At 65.5% G+C, this 16692-nt stretch carries 20 protein-coding genes; 13 read left to right on the plus strand and 7 right to left on the minus strand.

Annotated features, from left to right (window positions below; genetic code table 11):
• Nucleotides 1-8: 8 nt before the first annotated feature.
• Genes CA236_RS03370 through CA236_RS03385 form a run of 4 tightly spaced genes read left to right on the plus strand, consistent with a single transcriptional unit; the run spans nucleotide 9 to nucleotide 2816 of the window.
• Complete coding sequence (locus CA236_RS03370) at nucleotides 9-197, plus strand: hypothetical protein (RefSeq protein WP_241212500.1); 189 nt, start codon at nucleotides 9-11, stop codon at nucleotides 195-197.
• On the plus strand, nucleotides 190-939 hold the full coding sequence (locus CA236_RS03375) for an A24 family peptidase (RefSeq protein ID WP_125944528.1): 750 nt from the start codon (nucleotides 190-192) through the stop codon (nucleotides 937-939). The genes CA236_RS03370 and CA236_RS03375 overlap by 8 nt, the downstream gene beginning before the upstream one ends.
• Nucleotides 936-1373, plus strand: coding sequence for a hypothetical protein (locus CA236_RS03380; RefSeq protein ID WP_046410277.1), 438 nt, complete (start codon nucleotides 936-938; stop codon nucleotides 1371-1373). The genes CA236_RS03375 and CA236_RS03380 overlap by 4 nt, the downstream gene beginning before the upstream one ends.
• A 33-nt stretch (nucleotides 1374-1406) precedes the next feature.
• Nucleotides 1407-2816 (plus strand): coniferyl aldehyde dehydrogenase, encoded by a 1410-nt coding sequence (locus CA236_RS03385; protein WP_125944529.1) that lies wholly within the window; start codon nucleotides 1407-1409, stop codon nucleotides 2814-2816.
• 48 nt (nucleotides 2817-2864) lie between these two features.
• Here the strand turns inward: CA236_RS03385 and CA236_RS03390 are convergent, their stop codons facing one another.
• Complete coding sequence (locus CA236_RS03390) at nucleotides 2865-3023, minus strand: DUF465 domain-containing protein (RefSeq protein WP_082103074.1); 159 nt, start codon at nucleotides 3021-3023, stop codon at nucleotides 2865-2867.
• Between the two features lie 187 nt (nucleotides 3024-3210).
• On the opposite strand from CA236_RS03390, the gene CA236_RS03395 reads away from it, so the two are divergent.
• Together CA236_RS03395 and CA236_RS03400 are read left to right on the plus strand one after the other, a co-directional pair.
• Nucleotides 3211-3411: a DUF465 domain-containing protein gene (locus CA236_RS03395; RefSeq protein ID WP_046410281.1), complete on the plus strand. Its 201-nt coding sequence runs from the start codon at nucleotides 3211-3213 to the stop codon at nucleotides 3409-3411.
• A gap of 82 nt (nucleotides 3412-3493) precedes the next feature.
• Nucleotides 3494-3955 carry a DUF1465 family protein gene (locus CA236_RS03400; RefSeq protein WP_125944600.1) on the plus strand — a complete coding sequence of 154 codons (462 nt, stop codon included), beginning with the start codon at nucleotides 3494-3496 and terminating at the stop codon, nucleotides 3953-3955.
• Nucleotides 3956-4000: 45 nt separating this feature from the next.
• On the opposite strand, the gene CA236_RS03405 is transcribed toward CA236_RS03400, so the two are convergent.
• Entirely contained in the window at nucleotides 4001-4720 is a 720-nt protein-coding gene (locus CA236_RS03405; protein WP_206430498.1) for an SDR family NAD(P)-dependent oxidoreductase, read from the minus strand.
• A gap of 88 nt (nucleotides 4721-4808) precedes the next feature.
• Nucleotides 4809-6266 (minus strand): amidophosphoribosyltransferase, encoded by a 1458-nt coding sequence (gene purF / locus CA236_RS03410; protein ID WP_046410285.1) that lies wholly within the window; start codon nucleotides 6264-6266, stop codon nucleotides 4809-4811.
• A gap of 120 nt (nucleotides 6267-6386) precedes the next feature.
• On the opposite strand from purF, the gene CA236_RS03415 reads away from it, so the two are divergent.
• From CA236_RS03415 to CA236_RS03435, 5 genes are all read left to right on the plus strand, one after another.
• Nucleotides 6387-6638, plus strand: a complete 252-nt coding sequence (locus CA236_RS03415) for a Rho termination factor N-terminal domain-containing protein (protein ID WP_125944531.1) — start codon at nucleotides 6387-6389, stop codon at nucleotides 6636-6638.
• 64 nt (nucleotides 6639-6702) lie between these two features.
• Nucleotides 6703-7065, plus strand: a complete 363-nt coding sequence (gene hisI / locus CA236_RS03420; protein WP_046410289.1) for a phosphoribosyl-AMP cyclohydrolase — start codon at nucleotides 6703-6705, stop codon at nucleotides 7063-7065.
• The gene (locus CA236_RS03425) at nucleotides 7062-7562 is read left to right on the plus strand and encodes a hypothetical protein (RefSeq protein WP_052742577.1); all 501 of its coding nucleotides are present in this window, start codon (nucleotides 7062-7064) and stop codon (nucleotides 7560-7562) included. The genes hisI and CA236_RS03425 overlap by 4 nt, the downstream gene beginning before the upstream one ends.
• Before the next feature lie 31 nt (nucleotides 7563-7593).
• Complete coding sequence (locus CA236_RS03430; protein ID WP_125944532.1) at nucleotides 7594-8010, plus strand: MerR family DNA-binding transcriptional regulator; 417 nt, start codon at nucleotides 7594-7596, stop codon at nucleotides 8008-8010.
• 5 nt (nucleotides 8011-8015) lie between these two features.
• Nucleotides 8016-9812: an acyl-CoA dehydrogenase C-terminal domain-containing protein gene (locus CA236_RS03435; protein WP_046410292.1), complete on the plus strand. Its 1797-nt coding sequence runs from the start codon at nucleotides 8016-8018 to the stop codon at nucleotides 9810-9812.
• A 43-nt stretch (nucleotides 9813-9855) separates the two neighbouring features.
• Here the strand turns inward: CA236_RS03435 and CA236_RS03440 are convergent, their stop codons facing one another.
• The 3 genes from CA236_RS03440 to CA236_RS03450 all read right to left on the minus strand — a co-directional run bounded on the left by CA236_RS03440 (nucleotide 9856) and on the right by CA236_RS03450 (nucleotide 13418).
• A complete protein-coding gene (locus CA236_RS03440; RefSeq protein ID WP_125944533.1) occupies nucleotides 9856-11106 on the minus strand; it encodes a cell wall hydrolase in 1251 nt (416 codons plus the stop codon).
• A gap of 102 nt (nucleotides 11107-11208) precedes the next feature.
• Complete coding sequence (gene cysK / locus CA236_RS03445) at nucleotides 11209-12129, minus strand: cysteine synthase A (RefSeq protein ID WP_046410294.1); 921 nt, start codon at nucleotides 12127-12129, stop codon at nucleotides 11209-11211.
• A complete protein-coding gene (locus tag CA236_RS03450) occupies nucleotides 12126-13418 on the minus strand; it encodes an MFS transporter (RefSeq protein ID WP_046410297.1) in 1293 nt (430 codons plus the stop codon). The genes cysK and CA236_RS03450 overlap by 4 nt, the downstream gene beginning before the upstream one ends.
• Before the next feature lie 125 nt (nucleotides 13419-13543).
• Between CA236_RS03450 and pdhA the strand changes: the two genes are divergently transcribed.
• Both pdhA and CA236_RS03460 read left to right on the plus strand, forming a co-directional pair.
• Nucleotides 13544-14587, plus strand: coding sequence for a pyruvate dehydrogenase (acetyl-transferring) E1 component subunit alpha (pdhA, locus tag CA236_RS03455; protein ID WP_046410299.1), 1044 nt, complete (start codon nucleotides 13544-13546; stop codon nucleotides 14585-14587).
• A gap of 1 nt (nucleotide 14588) precedes the next feature.
• Entirely contained in the window at nucleotides 14589-16028 is a 1440-nt protein-coding gene (locus CA236_RS03460; RefSeq protein WP_046410300.1) for a pyruvate dehydrogenase complex E1 component subunit beta, read from the plus strand.
• Nucleotides 16029-16068: 40 nt separating this feature from the next.
• On the opposite strand, the gene CA236_RS03465 is transcribed toward CA236_RS03460, so the two are convergent.
• On the minus strand, nucleotides 16069-16674 hold the full coding sequence (locus CA236_RS03465) for a TadE family protein (protein ID WP_241212501.1): 606 nt from the start codon (nucleotides 16672-16674) through the stop codon (nucleotides 16069-16071).
• Between the last annotated feature and the right edge of the window lie 18 nt (nucleotides 16675-16692).

The following is a 16692-nucleotide window of genomic DNA, read 5'->3' on the forward strand; positions in this document are numbered from 1 at the left end:
CCGCCTTCATGGTTTCGCTGGATCTGGGGCGCCGCGTGACTGGCTGGGGCTTTGTCCTGTTCGTCGGATCGTCGGTCTGCTGGGTCACTGGCGCGCTGCTGACCGAGGATTGGGCGCTGGGAACGCAGAACATCGTGCTGTTCGGCATCAATCTGTTCGGGGTCTATCGATATCTGATACGCAAGAAGGGTGTCTGATCTTCTCTGGCCGGTAGCGCTCGCCACCCTTGGCGCGATCCTCGGCAGCTTTCTGGCGACCGTCGCCCTGCGCTGGCCCGCGGGGCAATCCGCCTTGTCCGGACGATCGATGTGCGATGGCTGCGGCCGGTCGCTCTCCGCCGTGGATTTGGTGCCACTGCTCAGCTTCCTCCGTTTGCGGGGGCGGGCGCGTTGCTGTGGCGCGACGATCCCGGCGCTGCATTGGCAGGTGGAGGCGGGATGCGCCGTGGCAGGCTTCCTCGCCGGACTGGTCGCAAGCGGTGCGCCGGCGCTGCTGATCGCGGGGTTCGGGTGGCTGCTGGTGCTCGTCGTCGCGCTGGATGCGACCGAATTCTGGATTCCCGATCCGCTGCCGATCGTCATCGCCGCTTCGGGGCTGATCGCGTCGTTTTTCCTGCCGCCGCCGCTGGTGGAGCGGATCATCGGGGGGGGCCTCGGCTTCACGTCGCTGTGGCTGACCGGGTTCCTGTATCATCGGGTTCGCGGGGTGGAGGGGCTGGGCGGCGCTGACCCCAAATTGTTCGGCGCGATCGGGCTGTGGCTCGGTTGGCGGATGCTTCCGCCCGTGCTGCTGCTCGCCGCACTGATCGGGCTTGGAGTCGTCGCCTGGCGGATGACGACGGGGCGGGCGGTGGCGCGCGACGACGCGCTGCCGTTCGGCGCGTATCTTGCGCTCGCGGCTTACCCGGCGCTGTTGCTCATGGTACACCTCGGGCCATGATCGCGTTGCTTCTTGCCCTCGCCGCGGCCGATCCGCCCAGGACGCCGGTGCCGATCGCCGGGCTGCCGCTGGCGGCGCTGCCGCCCCAGTCGCTGCCGACGCAGGGGTGTGCTGCCTATCTCTTCACGGCCGGGCAGGGCCGTGCGTTGGTCGGCATGGCCAGTGCGGCGCCTGGCACCTTGCGGCTGGCGCTGGACGGCCGCGTTGCCGATTATGCGCGGCAGAACCAGACCGGGAGCGCCGGCTTCGGTTTTGCGACGACGACGACGTATCAGAGCGCGGACGTGACCGCGACGCTCGACCTTGCCGTGCAGACACGCCGCGACCTGTCACAAGGAGCAGTGGTGGACGGCGGTACCTTGCGTATCGACCGGACCGGTCACGATACCGTGATCCTTCCGGTGGCGGGCCTGATAGGATGCGCCGCCACCTGACCGACCACGACAAAAGAAACGGGGAGAGGATAGATGAAGGACATACTCAGCGCCCAACGCGACAGCTTCATGGCCGCGCTGCCGGAGCCGATCTCCGTCCGGAAGGACCGGTTGAAGCGCGCCGCTGCGATGATCCGCGACCATGCGGACCGCTTCTGCGACGCGCTGAGCGAGGATTTCGGCCACCGCAGCCGCGAACAATCGATGATCACCGACATCGGCGGATCGATCAGCCCGATCAATCACGCGCTGAAGAACCTGGAGAAATGGGCCCGACCCGAGAAGCGGCCGGTTCAGTTCCCGCTCGGCCTGCTGGGGGCGAAGGCCTGGGTGGAATATCAGCCAAAGGGCGTGGTCGGCGTGATCGCGCCGTGGAATTTCCCGGTGAACCTGGTGATGTCGCCGCTGGCCGGGGTGTTCGCCGCGGGCAATCGTGCGATGGTCAAGACGAGCGAATATACGCCCGTCACCGCCGCCCTGTTCGAGGAGATCGTCGGCCGGTATTTCGACCCGACCGAACTGGCCTTCGTTTCCGGCGGGCCGGACGTGGGCCAGGCCTTTGCCGAGCTTCCGTTCGATCACCTGATCTTCACCGGCGCGACCGGCATCGGGCGGCACATCCTGCACGCGGCCGCGGACAATCTGACGCCGGTCACGCTGGAGCTTGGCGGCAAGTCCCCGGTGATCGTCGGCAAGGGCGCCGATCTGAAGCAGGTCAGCGAGCGTGTCGCCGTGGGCAAGATGCTGAACGCCGGGCAGATCTGCCTCGCGCCGGATTATCTGCTGGTGCCGTCGGCGCAGGAAAGCGCGGTGGTCGACGGGATCCGGACCGCGGCCAGCGCCATGTACCCGACGCTCCTGTCCAATCCGGATTACACCAGCGTGGTGAACGATCGCCATTACGAGCGGCTCAACCAATGGGTTGAGGACGCACGGGCGAAGGGCGCGACGGTCGACGTGGTGAATCCCGCCGGCGAGGATTTCGGCAGCACTAACAGCCGCAAGATGCCGCTCCATATCGTGCGCGACGTGACCGACGACATGACGTTGATGCAGGAGGAGATCTTCGGCCCGATCCTGCCCGTGCGCCGCTATGACGGGATTGACGCGGCGATTGGGGAGGTGAACCGGCGCGATCGACCACTGGGCCTCTATTATTTCGGCAAAGACGAGGCGGAGCGCCGCCGCGTGCTGGATCGCACCATCTCCGGCGGGGTGACGATCGACGATGTCATCTTCCATGTGTCGATGGAGGACCTGCCGTTCGACGGGGTCGGTCCGTCAGGGATGGGGTCGTATCACGGCCTGGATGGGTTCCGCACCTTCAGCCATGCGAAGGCGGTGTATCAGCAGTCCAAGCTGGATGTGGCGAAGATTGCCGGTCTGAAGCCGCCTTATGGTGATGCCACGCGCAAGGCGGTGGCGCGGCAGATGGGCGGGTGAGGGCGCGGCGTGCGGGGCCATCCCCGCGCGCCACACCATGGATTTGCGTCAATGCGCCTGCACGATTTCCTCCTTCAGGCGCAGCTTCTTTTTCTTCAAATCCGCGATGAGCATTGCATCGGGCATGGGCCGATGGGTTTCTTCACTGATGCGCTGATCCAGCGTGGCATGCTTGGCCTCAAGAGCCGAACGATGCGCGGTCTGCATACAGGAATCTCCTTGCTTTGGTTGCGGGGGCAGAAAGTAAAACACGCGAACGGGCGATTGTCTCATCGGAAATTGCCCGATCTGCGGTCGATCGAACCCCCTGTGCGATGTCACGCTTTTGCAACGAGTTTTCCCACCAACCCCCGCACGGGCTCTGCTACAGCGGCATCGCCGGAGGGAGGGCGACGTGACGGATGATGGCCAGCTGATTGCGCGACTCGGCGCGCTGCGCACCGAACATCGCGATCTGGACGCGGCGATTGGCGCGCTGGGCAGGGACGGCGCGGCCGACCAGTTGCAGCTTGCGCGGTTGAAGAAGCGGAAGCTGCGACTGCGCGACGAGATCGCGTTGATCGAGGACCAGCTGATCCCGGACATCATCGCCTGAGTGTCGCAATGGGACGCTGGTCGCAGCGCCGCGTATGATCACGCTGTCGCGCGGTTCCCGTCTCCGATGTAACGTTTCCGCCATGCACGCAGCCCACCACGATTCCGCGGTTTACCGACGCCTGATCGACGCCTTGTATGTAGAAGCCATGGTGCTGGCCGACGATGCACGCAGCTATTTCGATGATGGCGGGCGCGGCGATCGAGAGGCGCTGGACCCGATCACGCGCGTGACCTTCAGCTGTGAATCGCTGAAGGTCACGACGCGGCTGATGCATGTCATCGCCTGGCTGTTGACGCAGCGTGCGGTGCTATCGGGCGAGCTGAGCCCCAGCGCGGCGCTCGATCCGGCACGCCGCTTGATCGGACCGGCAGAGGAATCCGCCATGGTGGCCACGTCGCTGCCTGAGAAGGCGCAGCGGTTGGTCGACACCAGCATCGATCTTTATCGACGGGTGGCGCGGCTGGATGCGGCGCAGGGGATGACGGTGCCGGAGGAAAGCCCCGCGCGGCAGATGTTCCAACGGCTGGCGATGGCGTTCTGAGGCGAGGGGATCCGGCCCGAAGTGCGGGGCCGGAACGGGTCGGGATCAGCCTTCGACGCGTTCCCAGTGGCCGGTCTCAAAGCCATCCACGGCCAATTCGGCGATACGCGCGGCCACCACTTCGGGCGGCTTCACCGATGCGGGATCCTCACCGGGATACGCGCGGGCGCGCATCTTCGTGCGGGTGGCGCCGGGATCGATGATGGCGGTGCGCACGCGGCTGATCTCGGCCAGTTCGTCGCCATAAGCGGCCAACAGTGTCTCGAACGCAGCCTTGGACGCACCATAAGCGCCCCAATAAGCGCGCGGCTTGCGACCCACTGAGGAGGTGATGCCGATCACGCGTGCGCCCGACGAGCGGCGCAGCATCGGATCGAACGCCTGGATCAGTGCGACCTGCGCCGAGACGTTGAGCGTCAGGACGTTGGCGAATTCCTTGGGATCGATCGACGGCACGGCCGCCAGCGTTCCCAGCGTGCCAGCGTTCAGCACCATGATATCGAGCGCCGACCAGCGTTCGCCGATCGCGACCGCCAGCCGCGCAATGGCGTCGTTCGCCGCCAGATCGAGCGGCGCGATCGTTGCCGAGCCGCCAGCGTCGAAGATCTTCTGCTCGACCTCTTCCAGCGCCGGGGCGGACCGTGCGGTCAGGATGACATGCGCGCCCTTTTCGGCAAGCGCGATGGCAGTGGCGGCTCCGATACCCCGGCTGGCGCCGGTGACGAGGGCGAGCTTGTTCTCGAGAGGCTTGGTCACGTTCATCATCCCGGATTAGTCCCGGGATTGGCGCTCCCGCAACTCCATAGGTGCCGTGTTGACGGCAGGTGAAGCCGAAGGTCGGCGGGGTGGCGCCTTACGCCACCCGCTCTTCCAGCATGGCGAACTGATCCACCGCGCCCGTATCGTCGTGATCGGTCAGCGTGGTGGGATAGTCGCCCGTGAAGCACGCGTCGCAATAGCCCGGCCGGAATTGCGCGCGCTCGCTGCGACCGAGTGCCTTGTACAGGCCATCGATCGACACGAACGCCAGACTGTCGGCGTGGATGAAGTCGGTCATCGCCTTCAGGTCATGCGTCGCGGCGAGCAGCTTGGCGCGCTCGGGCGTGTCGACGCCGTAGAAGCAGCTGTGCTTGGTCGGCGGGCTGGCGATGCGCATATGCACCTCCGCCGCGCCAGCCTCGCGCATCATCTGCACGATCTTCAGGCTGGTCGTGCCGCGCACGATCGAATCGTCGATCAGGACGACCCGCTTGCCCTGGATCAGCGCGCGGTTGGCATTGTGCTTCAGCTTCACGCCAAGATGGCGGACCTTGTCACCCGGCTGGATGAAGGTGCGGCCGACATAGTGCGAACGGATGATCCCGAGTTCGAACGGGATGCCGCTTTCCTGCGCATAGCCGATCGCCGCGGGCACGCCCGAATCCGGCACTGGAATCACCAGATCAGCCTCGACCGGTGCTTCGAGCGCGAGCTGTTGGCCGATGCCCTTGCGCACCGAATAGACCGAATGGTCGTCGACGATCGAATCCGGTCGCGAGAAATAGACCCATTCGAAGATGCAGGGGCGCGGCGCGACGGGGCCGAACGGCCGGATCGACCGCATTTCCGAACCCTGTACGATCACCAGCTCGCCCGGCTCCACCGAGCGGACGAATTCGGCGCCGACCACGTCGAGCGCGACGGTTTCGCTGGCGAAGATGATCGAATCGTTGAGCTTGCCCATCACCAGCGGGCGGATGCCCAGCGGATCGCGGCAGGCGATCATGCCCTCCGGCGTCATCACGATCAGGGCATAGGCACCCTCGACCTGCTTCAGCGCGTCGATGAAGCGATCCATCAGCGTGCGGTAGTTGGACGTAGCGACCAGGTGAATGATCGTTTCGGTATCGCTGGTCGACTGGAAGATCGATCCGCGGCGAATCAGCTCGCGGCGCAGCTTCATCGCGTTGGAAATGTTGCCGTTGTGCGCGACGGCGAAGCCACCGCTCGCCAGCTCGGCATACAGGGGCTGAACATTGCGTAGCGCGGTCTCGCCCGTGGTCGAGTAGCGTACGTGGCCGCACGCGACGCTGCCGGGCAGCGAGCCGATCACGGCCTCGCTGTCGAAATTGCCGGCGACGTGACCCATCGCCTTCTTGGTGTGGAAATGCGCGCCATCGAAGGACGTGATGCCGGCGGCCTCCTGTCCACGGTGCTGGAGCGCATGAAGGCCGAGGGCGACAAGCGCCGCGGCGCCATCGGAGCCGGACACTCCGAAGATGCCGCACTCCTCGTGCAGATGGTCGTCGTCGAAAGGATTAGTCGTCAGCATGGCGTGGGGGCTCGCGTCGTGCGCCGTCCATATAGCGAGTGTCTCGGATTTGTCATGGGGGTGGAGCGATCATTGCGTCCGCCGGTTTCTGCCGGTGAGCGGACGCAAGGAGAAATCACCATGGCCAAGAACCACGGATCGCAGATCAAGGACGACAAATTGTACGAGGATCTGCGTCGGCAAGGCGAATCGAAGGAAAAGGCGGCGCGGATCGCCAATGCGCGCGCCAACGGCTCGCTCGATCATCGCAGCGACCGGCTGGAGGATCGTTCCAAGGAGGATTTGTACGCCGAAGCGCAGAAGATCGGGATCGAGGGGCGATCCAAGATGAACAAGAGCGAGCTGGTCAACGCGGTGCGGAACCACAAATAGCCCGGATCGCGGCGGATAAGGGCGGGCTGGAAGAAGGCGGCCGGGCTGCGCTACAGCCGCGGTCATGACTGATCCGCGCGAAAATGGCCTGACGCTTGATCCCCGATATGACGCCGCCGGGCTGGTGACGGCAGTGGTGACTGCCGCGGGCAGGGGAGAGGTGTTGATGGTCGCGCACATGAACGCCGATGCGCTCGCCGCCACGCGCGCGACCGGCAGGGCCACCTTCTGGTCGCGCAGCCGCCAGGCCTTGTGGGTGAAGGGCGAGACGTCGGGGAATTTCCTCAACGTTCGCGAGATGCGCATCGACTGCGACCAGGATGCGATCTGGATAATCGCCGAGCCGGTTGGCCCGGCGTGCCACACCGGCGCGCGGTCGTGCTTCTATCGCCGGATCGGGCCGGACGGGCTGGAACGGGTCGAGTGATCCGACGCGCGGCGGCGGCACTGGCAGGCGCGGCGCTGGTCGCCGGCTGCGGGCAGCAAGCGGGAACGCGCGAACGGTCTGACGACGCCGGAACCGCGCTGGAGGCGACGGCGATCGCACGCGGGATCGTGTCCGATCCTGCCGCGCTCAACCCCGTCGGGGCATTCGCCTCGGCCACGGATCGCGTCTGCGTCGTGCCCAGGGACGGTGAATATAGCATTGGCGTCAGCGTCGATTATGGCGATCGGCAGCATTGCGTCGCACGCGGTGTGGCCCGCGAGAACGGGGTGCTGCGGGTCGACTTCGGGGGCGGCTGCCGCCTCGATGCGCGGTTCGACGGGGAGCGGATCGTCTTTCCAGCAGAGGCGCCGGCGGCCTGCAATCAATCATGTACCGGGCGGGCGAGCCTGTCAGCGGTCAACACTGCGCGGCTGAGCGTTGCAGAGGCAGAAGCGCGCGCGATGCGTGGCGCGGACGGAAACCCTCTATGCGATTGACGTTCACGTAAGCGGAAGATAGATCGGCGGCATGTCGGTCGCTGGCCTTTTCGGTTCGCTCCCGCCCCGCGGGGATCGGACGCACCTCAGCATCACGGATCTCGCCTCCGAGTTCGGCGTGACGCCGCGCGCGTTGCGCTTCTACGAGGATGAGGGCCTGATCGCGCCCGAACGCCGGGGCACGGCGCGGATTTATTCGCATCGTGACCGGGCGCGGCTCGCCTGGATCCTGCGCGGCAAGCGGGTGGGCTTCAGCCTGGCCGAGATCCGCGAGATGATCGACCTTTACGACATCGGCGACGGCCGCAACACGCAGCGCAACGTCACCATCGAGCGTTGTCGTGCCCGGATCGAGGCGCTGACGGCGCAGAAGCGCGACATCGACGATGCCATTGCCGAGCTCGACGAGTTCGTCTCCCTCCTTGAAACACCCGATCAGAAGGACTGATCCTCATGCCGCAATATACTCCGCCGGTGCGCGACACCCGCTTCGTTCTCGAACACGTCGTGGGTCTGTCGCGCCACGCCAATGTGCCGGGCTTTGCCAATGCCACGCCCGACACGGTGGATGCCGTGCTGGAGGAGGGCGGCCGCTTCGTCGCGGAAGTGCTGTTCCCCCTGAACCAGTCGGGCGATCAGGAAGGCTGCACCCGGCATGAGGACGGTTCGGTCACGACGCCGGCCGGCTTCAAGGAAGCGTACAAGCAGTTCGTCGAATCCGGCTGGGGCACGCTGTCCGCGCCAGAGGCGTTCGGCGGACAGGGGATGCCGCACGTCATCTCGACCGCGTTTCAGGAATATATGATCTCCTCCAACATGGCGTTCGCCATGTACCCGGGCCTGGCGCATGGCGCGATTGCGGCGCTGGTGGCAAAGGGCTCGCCCGAGCAGCAGGAGAAGTACCTGCCCAAGATGGTGTCCGGCGAATGGGGAGGCACCATGAACCTGACGGAGCCGCAGTGCGGCACTGATCTCGGCCTCATCCGCACCCGCGCCGAGCCGCAGGCTGACGGTTCGTACAAGATCACCGGCACCAAGATCTTCATCTCGGCCGGCGAGCATGACCTGACCGAGAACATCATCCACCTCGTTCTCGCCAAGACGCCGGGTGCGCCCGACAGCTCGAAGGGCATCAGCCTGTTCGTGGTGCCCAAGGTGCTGGTGAACGACGACGGCTCGCTGGGTGAGCGCAATGCGGTCTCCTGCGGCTCGATCGAGCACAAGATGGGCATCCACGGCAACGCGACCTGCGTGCTGAACTATGACGGTGCGACCGGCTGGCTGGTCGGCGAGGAGATGAAGGGCCTTGCCGCGATGTTCATCATGATGAACGCAGCGCGGCTGGGCGTTGGCCTTCAGGGCCTGGCGGTCGGCGAGACGGCCTACCAGAATGCGGTGCAATATGCCGAGGATCGTCGCCAGGGTCGCGCGCTGACCGGCGCGGCCGAGCCTGATGAGAAGGCGGACACGTTGTTCGTCCACCCGGACGTTCGCCGGATGCTGATGAACGGCAAGGCGTGGCTCGAAGGCCTGCGGGCATTGTGCCTGTGGGGCGCGCTTCAGGTCGATCTGGAGCACAGCGCCGAGGATGAGGCCGCGCGGCAGGAGGCGGCTGACCTCATCGGGCTGCTGACCCCGGTGATCAAGGGCGTCGGCACCGACAAGGGCTATGCCATCGCGACTGACGCGCAGCAAGTCTATGGCGGCCACGGCTACATCCAGGAATGGGGGATGGAGCAGTACGTCCGTGATGCGCGGATCGCGATGATCTACGAAGGCACCAACGGCGTTCAGGCGATGGACCTCGTCGGTCGCAAGCTGGCGATGAACGGTGGCCGTGCGATCCAGTTGTTCTTCAAGATCGTGGCCGAGGAATGTGCCGCGGCGAAGGGTGGGCCGGCGGCCGATTTCGCCACCCGGCTCGAAAAGGCGCTTGGTGAGCTTCAGGCCGCGACCATGTGGTTCATGGGGAACATCTCCAACCCGAACAACATCGGCGCGGGCGCGGTGCCCTACATGCACCTGCTGGGTGTCGTGTCGGTCGGCCTGATGTGGCTGCGCATGGCGGTGGCTGCTGCGGCGCTGAAGGAAGCCGGCCAGGGCGACGCCGCCTTCCTCGACGCGAAGCTGGTGACGGCACGCTTCTTCGCCGAGCGCGTGCTGCCGGAGGCGGGCTCCTACCGTCGCCAGATCGAGGGCGGCGCCGAGGCGCTGATGGCGCTGCCGCCCGAGATGTTCCGCGCGGCGTAAGTGACGATCGGCCCCGTCGCGCAGGTCGCGGCGGGGCCGTTTCTTATTCCACGCCGGCCGCGTTGCCGAGCGTCGGCGCTGCCGGCTCCGCGCTTGATTTCCGGCGGACGCCCTCGAGCGGCTCCGGTCCCTTTGCGGGGACATCGATTTTCGGAACCGGCACGGCGCGGAGCATCATGCGCTTCATGCAGGATCCGCGGTTCCTGAATTCGTCGCAATTCCACAGAAAGCGTTCGAGATTGCTGTCGCGATCGCGGATGTAGCTGAACGACATGGCATGCATCTGATCGTTGGTCAGCGGCAGGCTCGTCGCGGCGGCAGCGGCGGTGGTCCAGCCCATGAAGCGGCACCGCGCGCGCGCGCCGCACGCCTCCATCGCCATCGCGGGATAGCTGGCTGCCTGCGCGGGATTGAGCCGTGTCAGGAACACCTCGTTATCGCTGCCGAGCGGCGCGGGTGTCGTGCCCTTGTAGGGAGCCGCGGCGAGTGCGGCGGCGCTTGCCGGCCCGTTGGCACCGATGCGGTGGATGTCCGATACCGCGGCGAGCTTCGCGATCGGCGCCTCGCCGGGCTGCTGCCCGCGGTTGAAGGCGGGGCCGGTGCCCCACCAGCCCGTCCAGCGGAAGAACAGATGCGTGTGAAGCTCGGCGATCTTGTCCAGGCTGGAGCTCCAATAGGGTACCACCCAGTCGGTATGGTAATGCGTTGCCCAGCCAACCGGCTTGTACACGCTGCCGCGCAGCGCGCGGGTGGCGACGTCGCGCGCGCGCTGCCACGCGGCGGGTGAGGGTGTCCGGCCGAGGGCGCCGTCGCAGGTAAAGGTGAACTGGCAGCCGGTCGCGCGCTCGGCGCCCTGAAAGACGACGCCGCACACCGTCTTGGGGAAAGCCGGGTGGCGCAGCCGGTTGAGCACGACCTGCGCCACCGCCTTCTGCCCGGGCGGGTCATCGCCGGCCTCGTAATAGGCCGCCGCCGCAAGACAGTCGGTCGCGCGGGCGAAATCCTCCGTGCCGCCGACGAAGCGGAACGGGCGGGCGGCCGGGACCGGGCCCTTCACAAAGGGGATGGCGGCATTCACCGCGCGCGCGTCATCGGGATCGATCGAGGCATATTCGACCGGCTCGACCGGCGGTGGCGGCACCTTGGGCGTGGTCACGATCCGTCGCGCCGTCGGCGGAGCCTCGAACGCTCGTTCGGGTATCGGGGGCGCCAGGCGCACGACGATGATCGGCAAAGCGATTGCGGCGATCGCGATGACCGCGAGAATGAGGTGCAGGGGGCGTAATGCTGACACAGGTCGATCGCTAGCCGTCACGACGGATTGGGGCGAGGACAGTCGCGCGATCAGGACGATGGTGGCCGTGCCAAGACGAAACGCCCGGCACGGCCCCCCTCATCAGGCTTCCGGCAGGAAGTCGGGCACGGAGAGATAGCGCTCACCCGTGTCATAGTTGAAGCCCAAAACCCGCGCATTGTCGGGCAGGTCGGGCAGCTTCTGCAGGATCGCGGCCAGCGTCGCGCCGGACGAGATACCGACCAGCATCCCTTCTTCGCGGGCCGCGCGGCGGGCCATGTCCTTGGCGACATTGGCGTCCACCTCGATCACGCCGTCGAGGGCCTGGGTATGCAGGTTCGCCGGGATGAAGCCGGCGCCGATACCCTGGATCGGGTGCGGGCCGGGCTGGCCGCCGCCGATGACCGGGGAGGCGGCCGGCTCGACCGCGAACACCTTCAGGTTGGGCCATTCCTTCTTCAGCGTTTCGGCGACGCCGGTGATATGGCCACCGGTGCCGACACCGGTGATGACCGCATCGAGCGGCGTGTCACGAAAATCGTTGATGATCTCCTGCGCCGTGGTGCGAACGTGGATGTCGATATTGGCCGGATTTTCGAACTGCTGCGGCATCCAGGCGCCGGGCGTCGTTTCCACCAGTTCCAGTGCGCGCTCGATGGCGCCCTTCATGCCCTTTTCACGTGGGGTCAGGTCAAAGGTCGCGCCATAGGCAAGCATCAGGCGGCGGCGTTCGAGCGACATGCTCTCCGGCATGACCAGCACCAGCTTGTAGCCCTTCACCGCGGCCACCATGGCAAGGCCAATGCCGGTGTTGCCGCTGGTCGGCTCGATGATCGTGCCGCCGGGCTGCAGATCGCCGCTGGCCTCCGCCGCTTCGATCATGGCCAGCGCGATGCGGTCCTTGATCGAGCCGCCCGGGTTCGACCGTTCCGACTTGATCCAGACTTCTGATCCGGGGAACAGGCGCTGCACGCGGATGTGCGGCGTGTTGCCGATCGTCTCGAGGATCGTGTTCGCCTTCATGGCTGAGCTACTCCGTGCTGTGTTTCGGGCGGTATTACCGAAAGTGGTGTCTCGGGCGGATCAAAGGTCTTGGCCTGCTTCAGTTCCGGAAACAATCGCGACCACAGCAGCGTGACGGCCATCGCGCCAACCCCGCCGACGACCACTGCCCCAACGGGGCCGAGCAGCGCCGCCATGAGGCCGCTTTCTGCCTCCCCCAGTTCATTGGAGGCCGAAATGGTCAGCTGGCTGACCGCGCTGACCCGGCCGCGCATCTCGTCAGGCGTGTGCAACTGGATCAGCGATCCGCGCACGTACATCGACACCATGTCCGCGCTGCCGGCGACGATCAGGGCGCTGAGGCTGAGCAGGAAGTTGGTCGAGATGCCGAAGGTGACGATCGCGACACCGAATATCATGACCGCGATCAGCATCTTGCGTCCGACATCGTTCTTCATCGGTCGGAACGACAGGAAGATGCCGGTCGCCGACGCGCCGATCCCCATGCCAGCCGCGAGCAGCCCAAGGCCGGTCGGCCCGACATGAAGGATATCGTGGGCATAGATGGGCAGCAGCGCAGTTGCGCCGGCGAGCAGCACGGCGAACAGATCAAGCGTGATCGCCGCCTGCACCAGCCGGTTGCGCTTCACATAGGCGAAGCCGTCGACGATCCTAGCGAACGGCCGGCGATCCTTCTGCGCCGGCGGCTGCGGCACGGGGCGGATCGTCAGCAGCATGACGAGCGCCAGGAGGAACATCGCCGCCATGCCGGCATAAGCGGTCAACGGCCCGATCGCGAACAGGAAGCCGCCGACGCTGGGCCCGGCGATGAAGCCGACCTGCATCGCGATCGATCCCAGCGCGATCGCGCTCGGCAGGGATTCGCGCGGAACGAGGTTGGGCGCCAGCGCGCCATAGGCGGGGCCGGCAAAGGCACGCGCAACCCCGACCAACACGGCGGCGCCGAAGAGAACGGGGAGGCTGATCCAGCCTTCCCATGTGGCAAAACCAAGAAGCAGAACGTTGCCCGCCAGCAACGTTGTCGTCCCGCGCACGATCCAGCGCCGATCGATGCTGTCCGCGATCAGCCCCACCACAGGGGTCAGCAGGAACAGGGGAACAAACTGCGCTAGGCCGATCATCCCGAGAAGAAATGCGGCCTCCCGGATATCCATCGTTTCGCGGGCAATACTGTATACCTGCCAGCCGAGAACGATCGCGAGCGCCGATTGTGCGATGGTACTGGCCAAACGAGCCAGCCAGTAGCTGCGATAGTTCGGAATGCGGAGCGGGTGAGCGGCAGCTGACATGTGGCGATGGACTTAAGTCGGCCCTCCGATCGGCACAACGGGATTTCACGACGTTGCGCCTGCGCCCCGTTGAGGCTTATAGGCCCCGTTCTCCCTTTCCCCTAGGAACCTCGAGGTCCAGCCCCGTGGCAAAAACAGCCCGCGCGAAGAGCGCCGAACCCCCCGTATCCAACCGCGAGCGTCCCGACGAGCCGCAGCCCTATGAGGCGTCCAAGGACGAGCTGCTGCAATTCTACAAGGACATGCTGCTCATCCGCCGCTTCGAAGAAAAGGCCGGCCAGCTCTATGGCCTGGGCCTGATCGGCGGTTTCTGCCACCTGTACATCGGCCAGGAAGCCGTTGCGGTCGGCCTGCAATCCGCGCTGTCGGAGAAAGACAGCGTCATCACTGGCTACCGCGACCACGGCCACATGCTGCTGTGCGGTATCCCCCCCAAGGACGTGATGGCGGAGCTGACCGGGCGTCATGCCGGCATCTCCAAGGGGAAGGGCGGGTCGATGCACATGTTCAGCGTCGACCATAAGTTCTACGGCGGGCACGGCATCGTGGGCGCGCAGGTGTCGCTGGGCACCGGCCTCGGCTTTGCGCACAAGTACAACAATGACGGGGGCGTGTGCCTCGCCTATTTCGGCGACGGCGCGGCGAACCAGGGGCAGGTGTACGAAAGCTTCAACATGGCGGAGCTGTGGAAGCTGCCCGTCATCTTCGTCATCGAGAACAATCAATACGCCATGGGCACGAGCGTCAACCGCGCGTCGGCCGAGGACCAGCTGTATCGCCGCGGCGAGAGCTTCCGCATCCCGGGCATCCAGGTCGACGGCATGGACGTGCTGGCGGCGCGCGGCGCAGCCGAGGAGGCGCTGGCCTGGGTGCGCGCCGGCAAGGGGCCGATCATCCTCGAGATGAAGACCTATCGCTATCGCGGCCACTCGATGTCGGACCCGGCCAAGTATCGCAGCCGCGAGGAAGTGCAGGCGGTGCGCGACAAGTCCGATCCGATCGAGCATGTGAAGAAGCTGCTCGAGGCGCAGGGCGTCAAGGAAGACGAGCTGAAGGCGATCGAGAGCGAGATCCGCAAGACGGTGAACGAATCCGCCGATTTTGCCGAGAGCACCCCCGAACCCGATCCCAAGGAATTGTATACCGACGTGCTGGTGGAGAAGTATTGAGATGGCGATCGACATCAAGATGCCGGCACTCTCCCCCACCATGGAGGAGGGCACGCTCGCCAGGTGGCTCGTCAAGGAAGGCGACACGGTGAAATCCGGCGACATCATGGCCGAGATCGAGACCGACAAGGCGACGATGGAGTTCGAGGCGGTCGATGAAGGCGTCGTGGCCAAGATCCTGGTCGCCGAGGGCACCGACAATGTGAAGGTCGGCACGGTGATCATGCAGCTGGAAGGCGAGGGCGCCGAGGCAGCCCCCGCGGGCACCAGCGACCCCGCTGCGACCAAGGAAGACACGGCCGCGCCCGAAGCGAAGGCGGACGAGACGAAGGCCGACAAGGTCGAGGATTCGGCGCATCCGGCACAGGAGAAGGTCGACACCGGCACGCGCCAGATGTTCGAGGCGGCGAAGCACAAGGCCGACGTTATCGATCCGGCGATCCCCGAAGGCACGGAAATGGTGAAGGTGACCGTTCGCGAGGCGCTGCGCGATGCGATGGCCGAGGAAATGCGCGCCGACGAGCGTGTGTTCGTGATGGGCGAGGAAGTCGCGCAATATCAGGGCGCCTACAAGGTGACGCAGGGGCTGCTCGACGAGTTCGGCGACCGCCGGGTGATTGACACGCCGATCACCGAATATGGCTTTGCCGGCGTCGGCACGGGCGCGGCGATGGGCGGCCTGCGCCCGATCGTCGAGTTTATGACGTTCAACTTTGCGATGCAGGCAATCGACCATATTGTGAACTCTGCCGCGAAGACGAACTACATGTCCGGCGGCCAGATGCGCTGCCCGATCGTGTTCCGCGGGCCAAACGGCGCGGCGAGCCGTGTGGGCGCCCAGCACTCGCAGAACTATGGGCCATGGTATGCCAGCGTGCCGGGCCTGATCGTGATTGCGCCATACGATGCGGCGGATGCGAAGGGCCTGCTGAAGGCGGCGATCCGTAGCCAGGATCCGGTCGTGTTCCTCGAGAACGAGCTGCTTTATGGCCGCACGTTCGAGGTGCCGAAGCTCGACGATTGGGTGCTGCCGATCGGCAAGGCCCGCGTGATGCGCGAGGGCAAGGACGTGACGATCGTCAGCTATTCGATCGGCGTCGGCCTCGCGCTCGAAGCGGCGGAGAAGCTGGCCGGTGAGGGGATCGATGCGGAAGTGATCGATCTTCGTACGCTGCGCCCGCTCGACAAGGAAACGGTGCTCAAGAGCCTCGCCAAGACCAACCGCATGGTCGTGGCCGAGGAGGGCTGGCCGACGTGCTCGATCGCCAGCGAGATCATCGCGATCTGCATGGAGGAAGGCTTCGACGACCTCGACGCCCCCATCGTCCGCGTCTGCGACGAGGACGTGCCGCTGCCTTATGCGGCGAACCTCGAGAAGCTGGCGCTGATCTCGTCCGACAAGATCGTCGAGGGCGTGAAGAAGGTCACGTATCGCAAGTAACGGCTAAGCTCCCGTCTCGCGTTGATCGAGACGGGAGCTGCTACAACCCTGTGGGGGTGTTGCAGTTTTTCTTTGCGGGAAAGCGCTGATCAGGGGTCGGCGTCTGGAAGTCCTTGTTTCGGGCGCGGAACATGGCCATGCGCGTGAAGCTTGGTTCGAGCTTCATGAGGTTCATCGGGTAAATGCTGAAAATCGGCTGATACTCGTACGTAACTTGAACATGGAACAGGATCTCGTCGAGCGGAAGCATGCGGCTGTTTGGCAAGGTTGCGAGGCTGCTGACCAAGTTGCAGCCGAGAACCGGTGACGCGCTGGTGAAATCTCCATCAAATCGTTGCCACAGGATCCGATTTTCGATGATGCCATTGTTGTCGTAGTCTGTGCCTTTTACGGCGGTGATGACGACCCGGCCGTGGCGACGAAGGTTGAATGGCTGCGCGGTCAGATCAATCGCGCTGAAGAGGTCGTAGATCTGCGCTTCGGTCGCGCCAACCACGCCCGTTCCGCTCTGGGCCACCAGGTCCGCCGTCATCGATGCGAGACGTTGCACACGATTATTGGCGAGGGCGTAATTGCCAAGCTCGAAGCCGCTGAGGATCATGGCAAGGAGCAATGGGGCGAAAAGCGCAAACTCGAGCAGCGCCACACCGCGAACATCCTGGGG

The organism is Sphingomonas sp. ABOLG (assembly GCF_003950435.1).
Lineage (GTDB): Bacteria > Pseudomonadota > Alphaproteobacteria > Sphingomonadales > Sphingomonadaceae > Sphingomonas > Sphingomonas panaciterrae.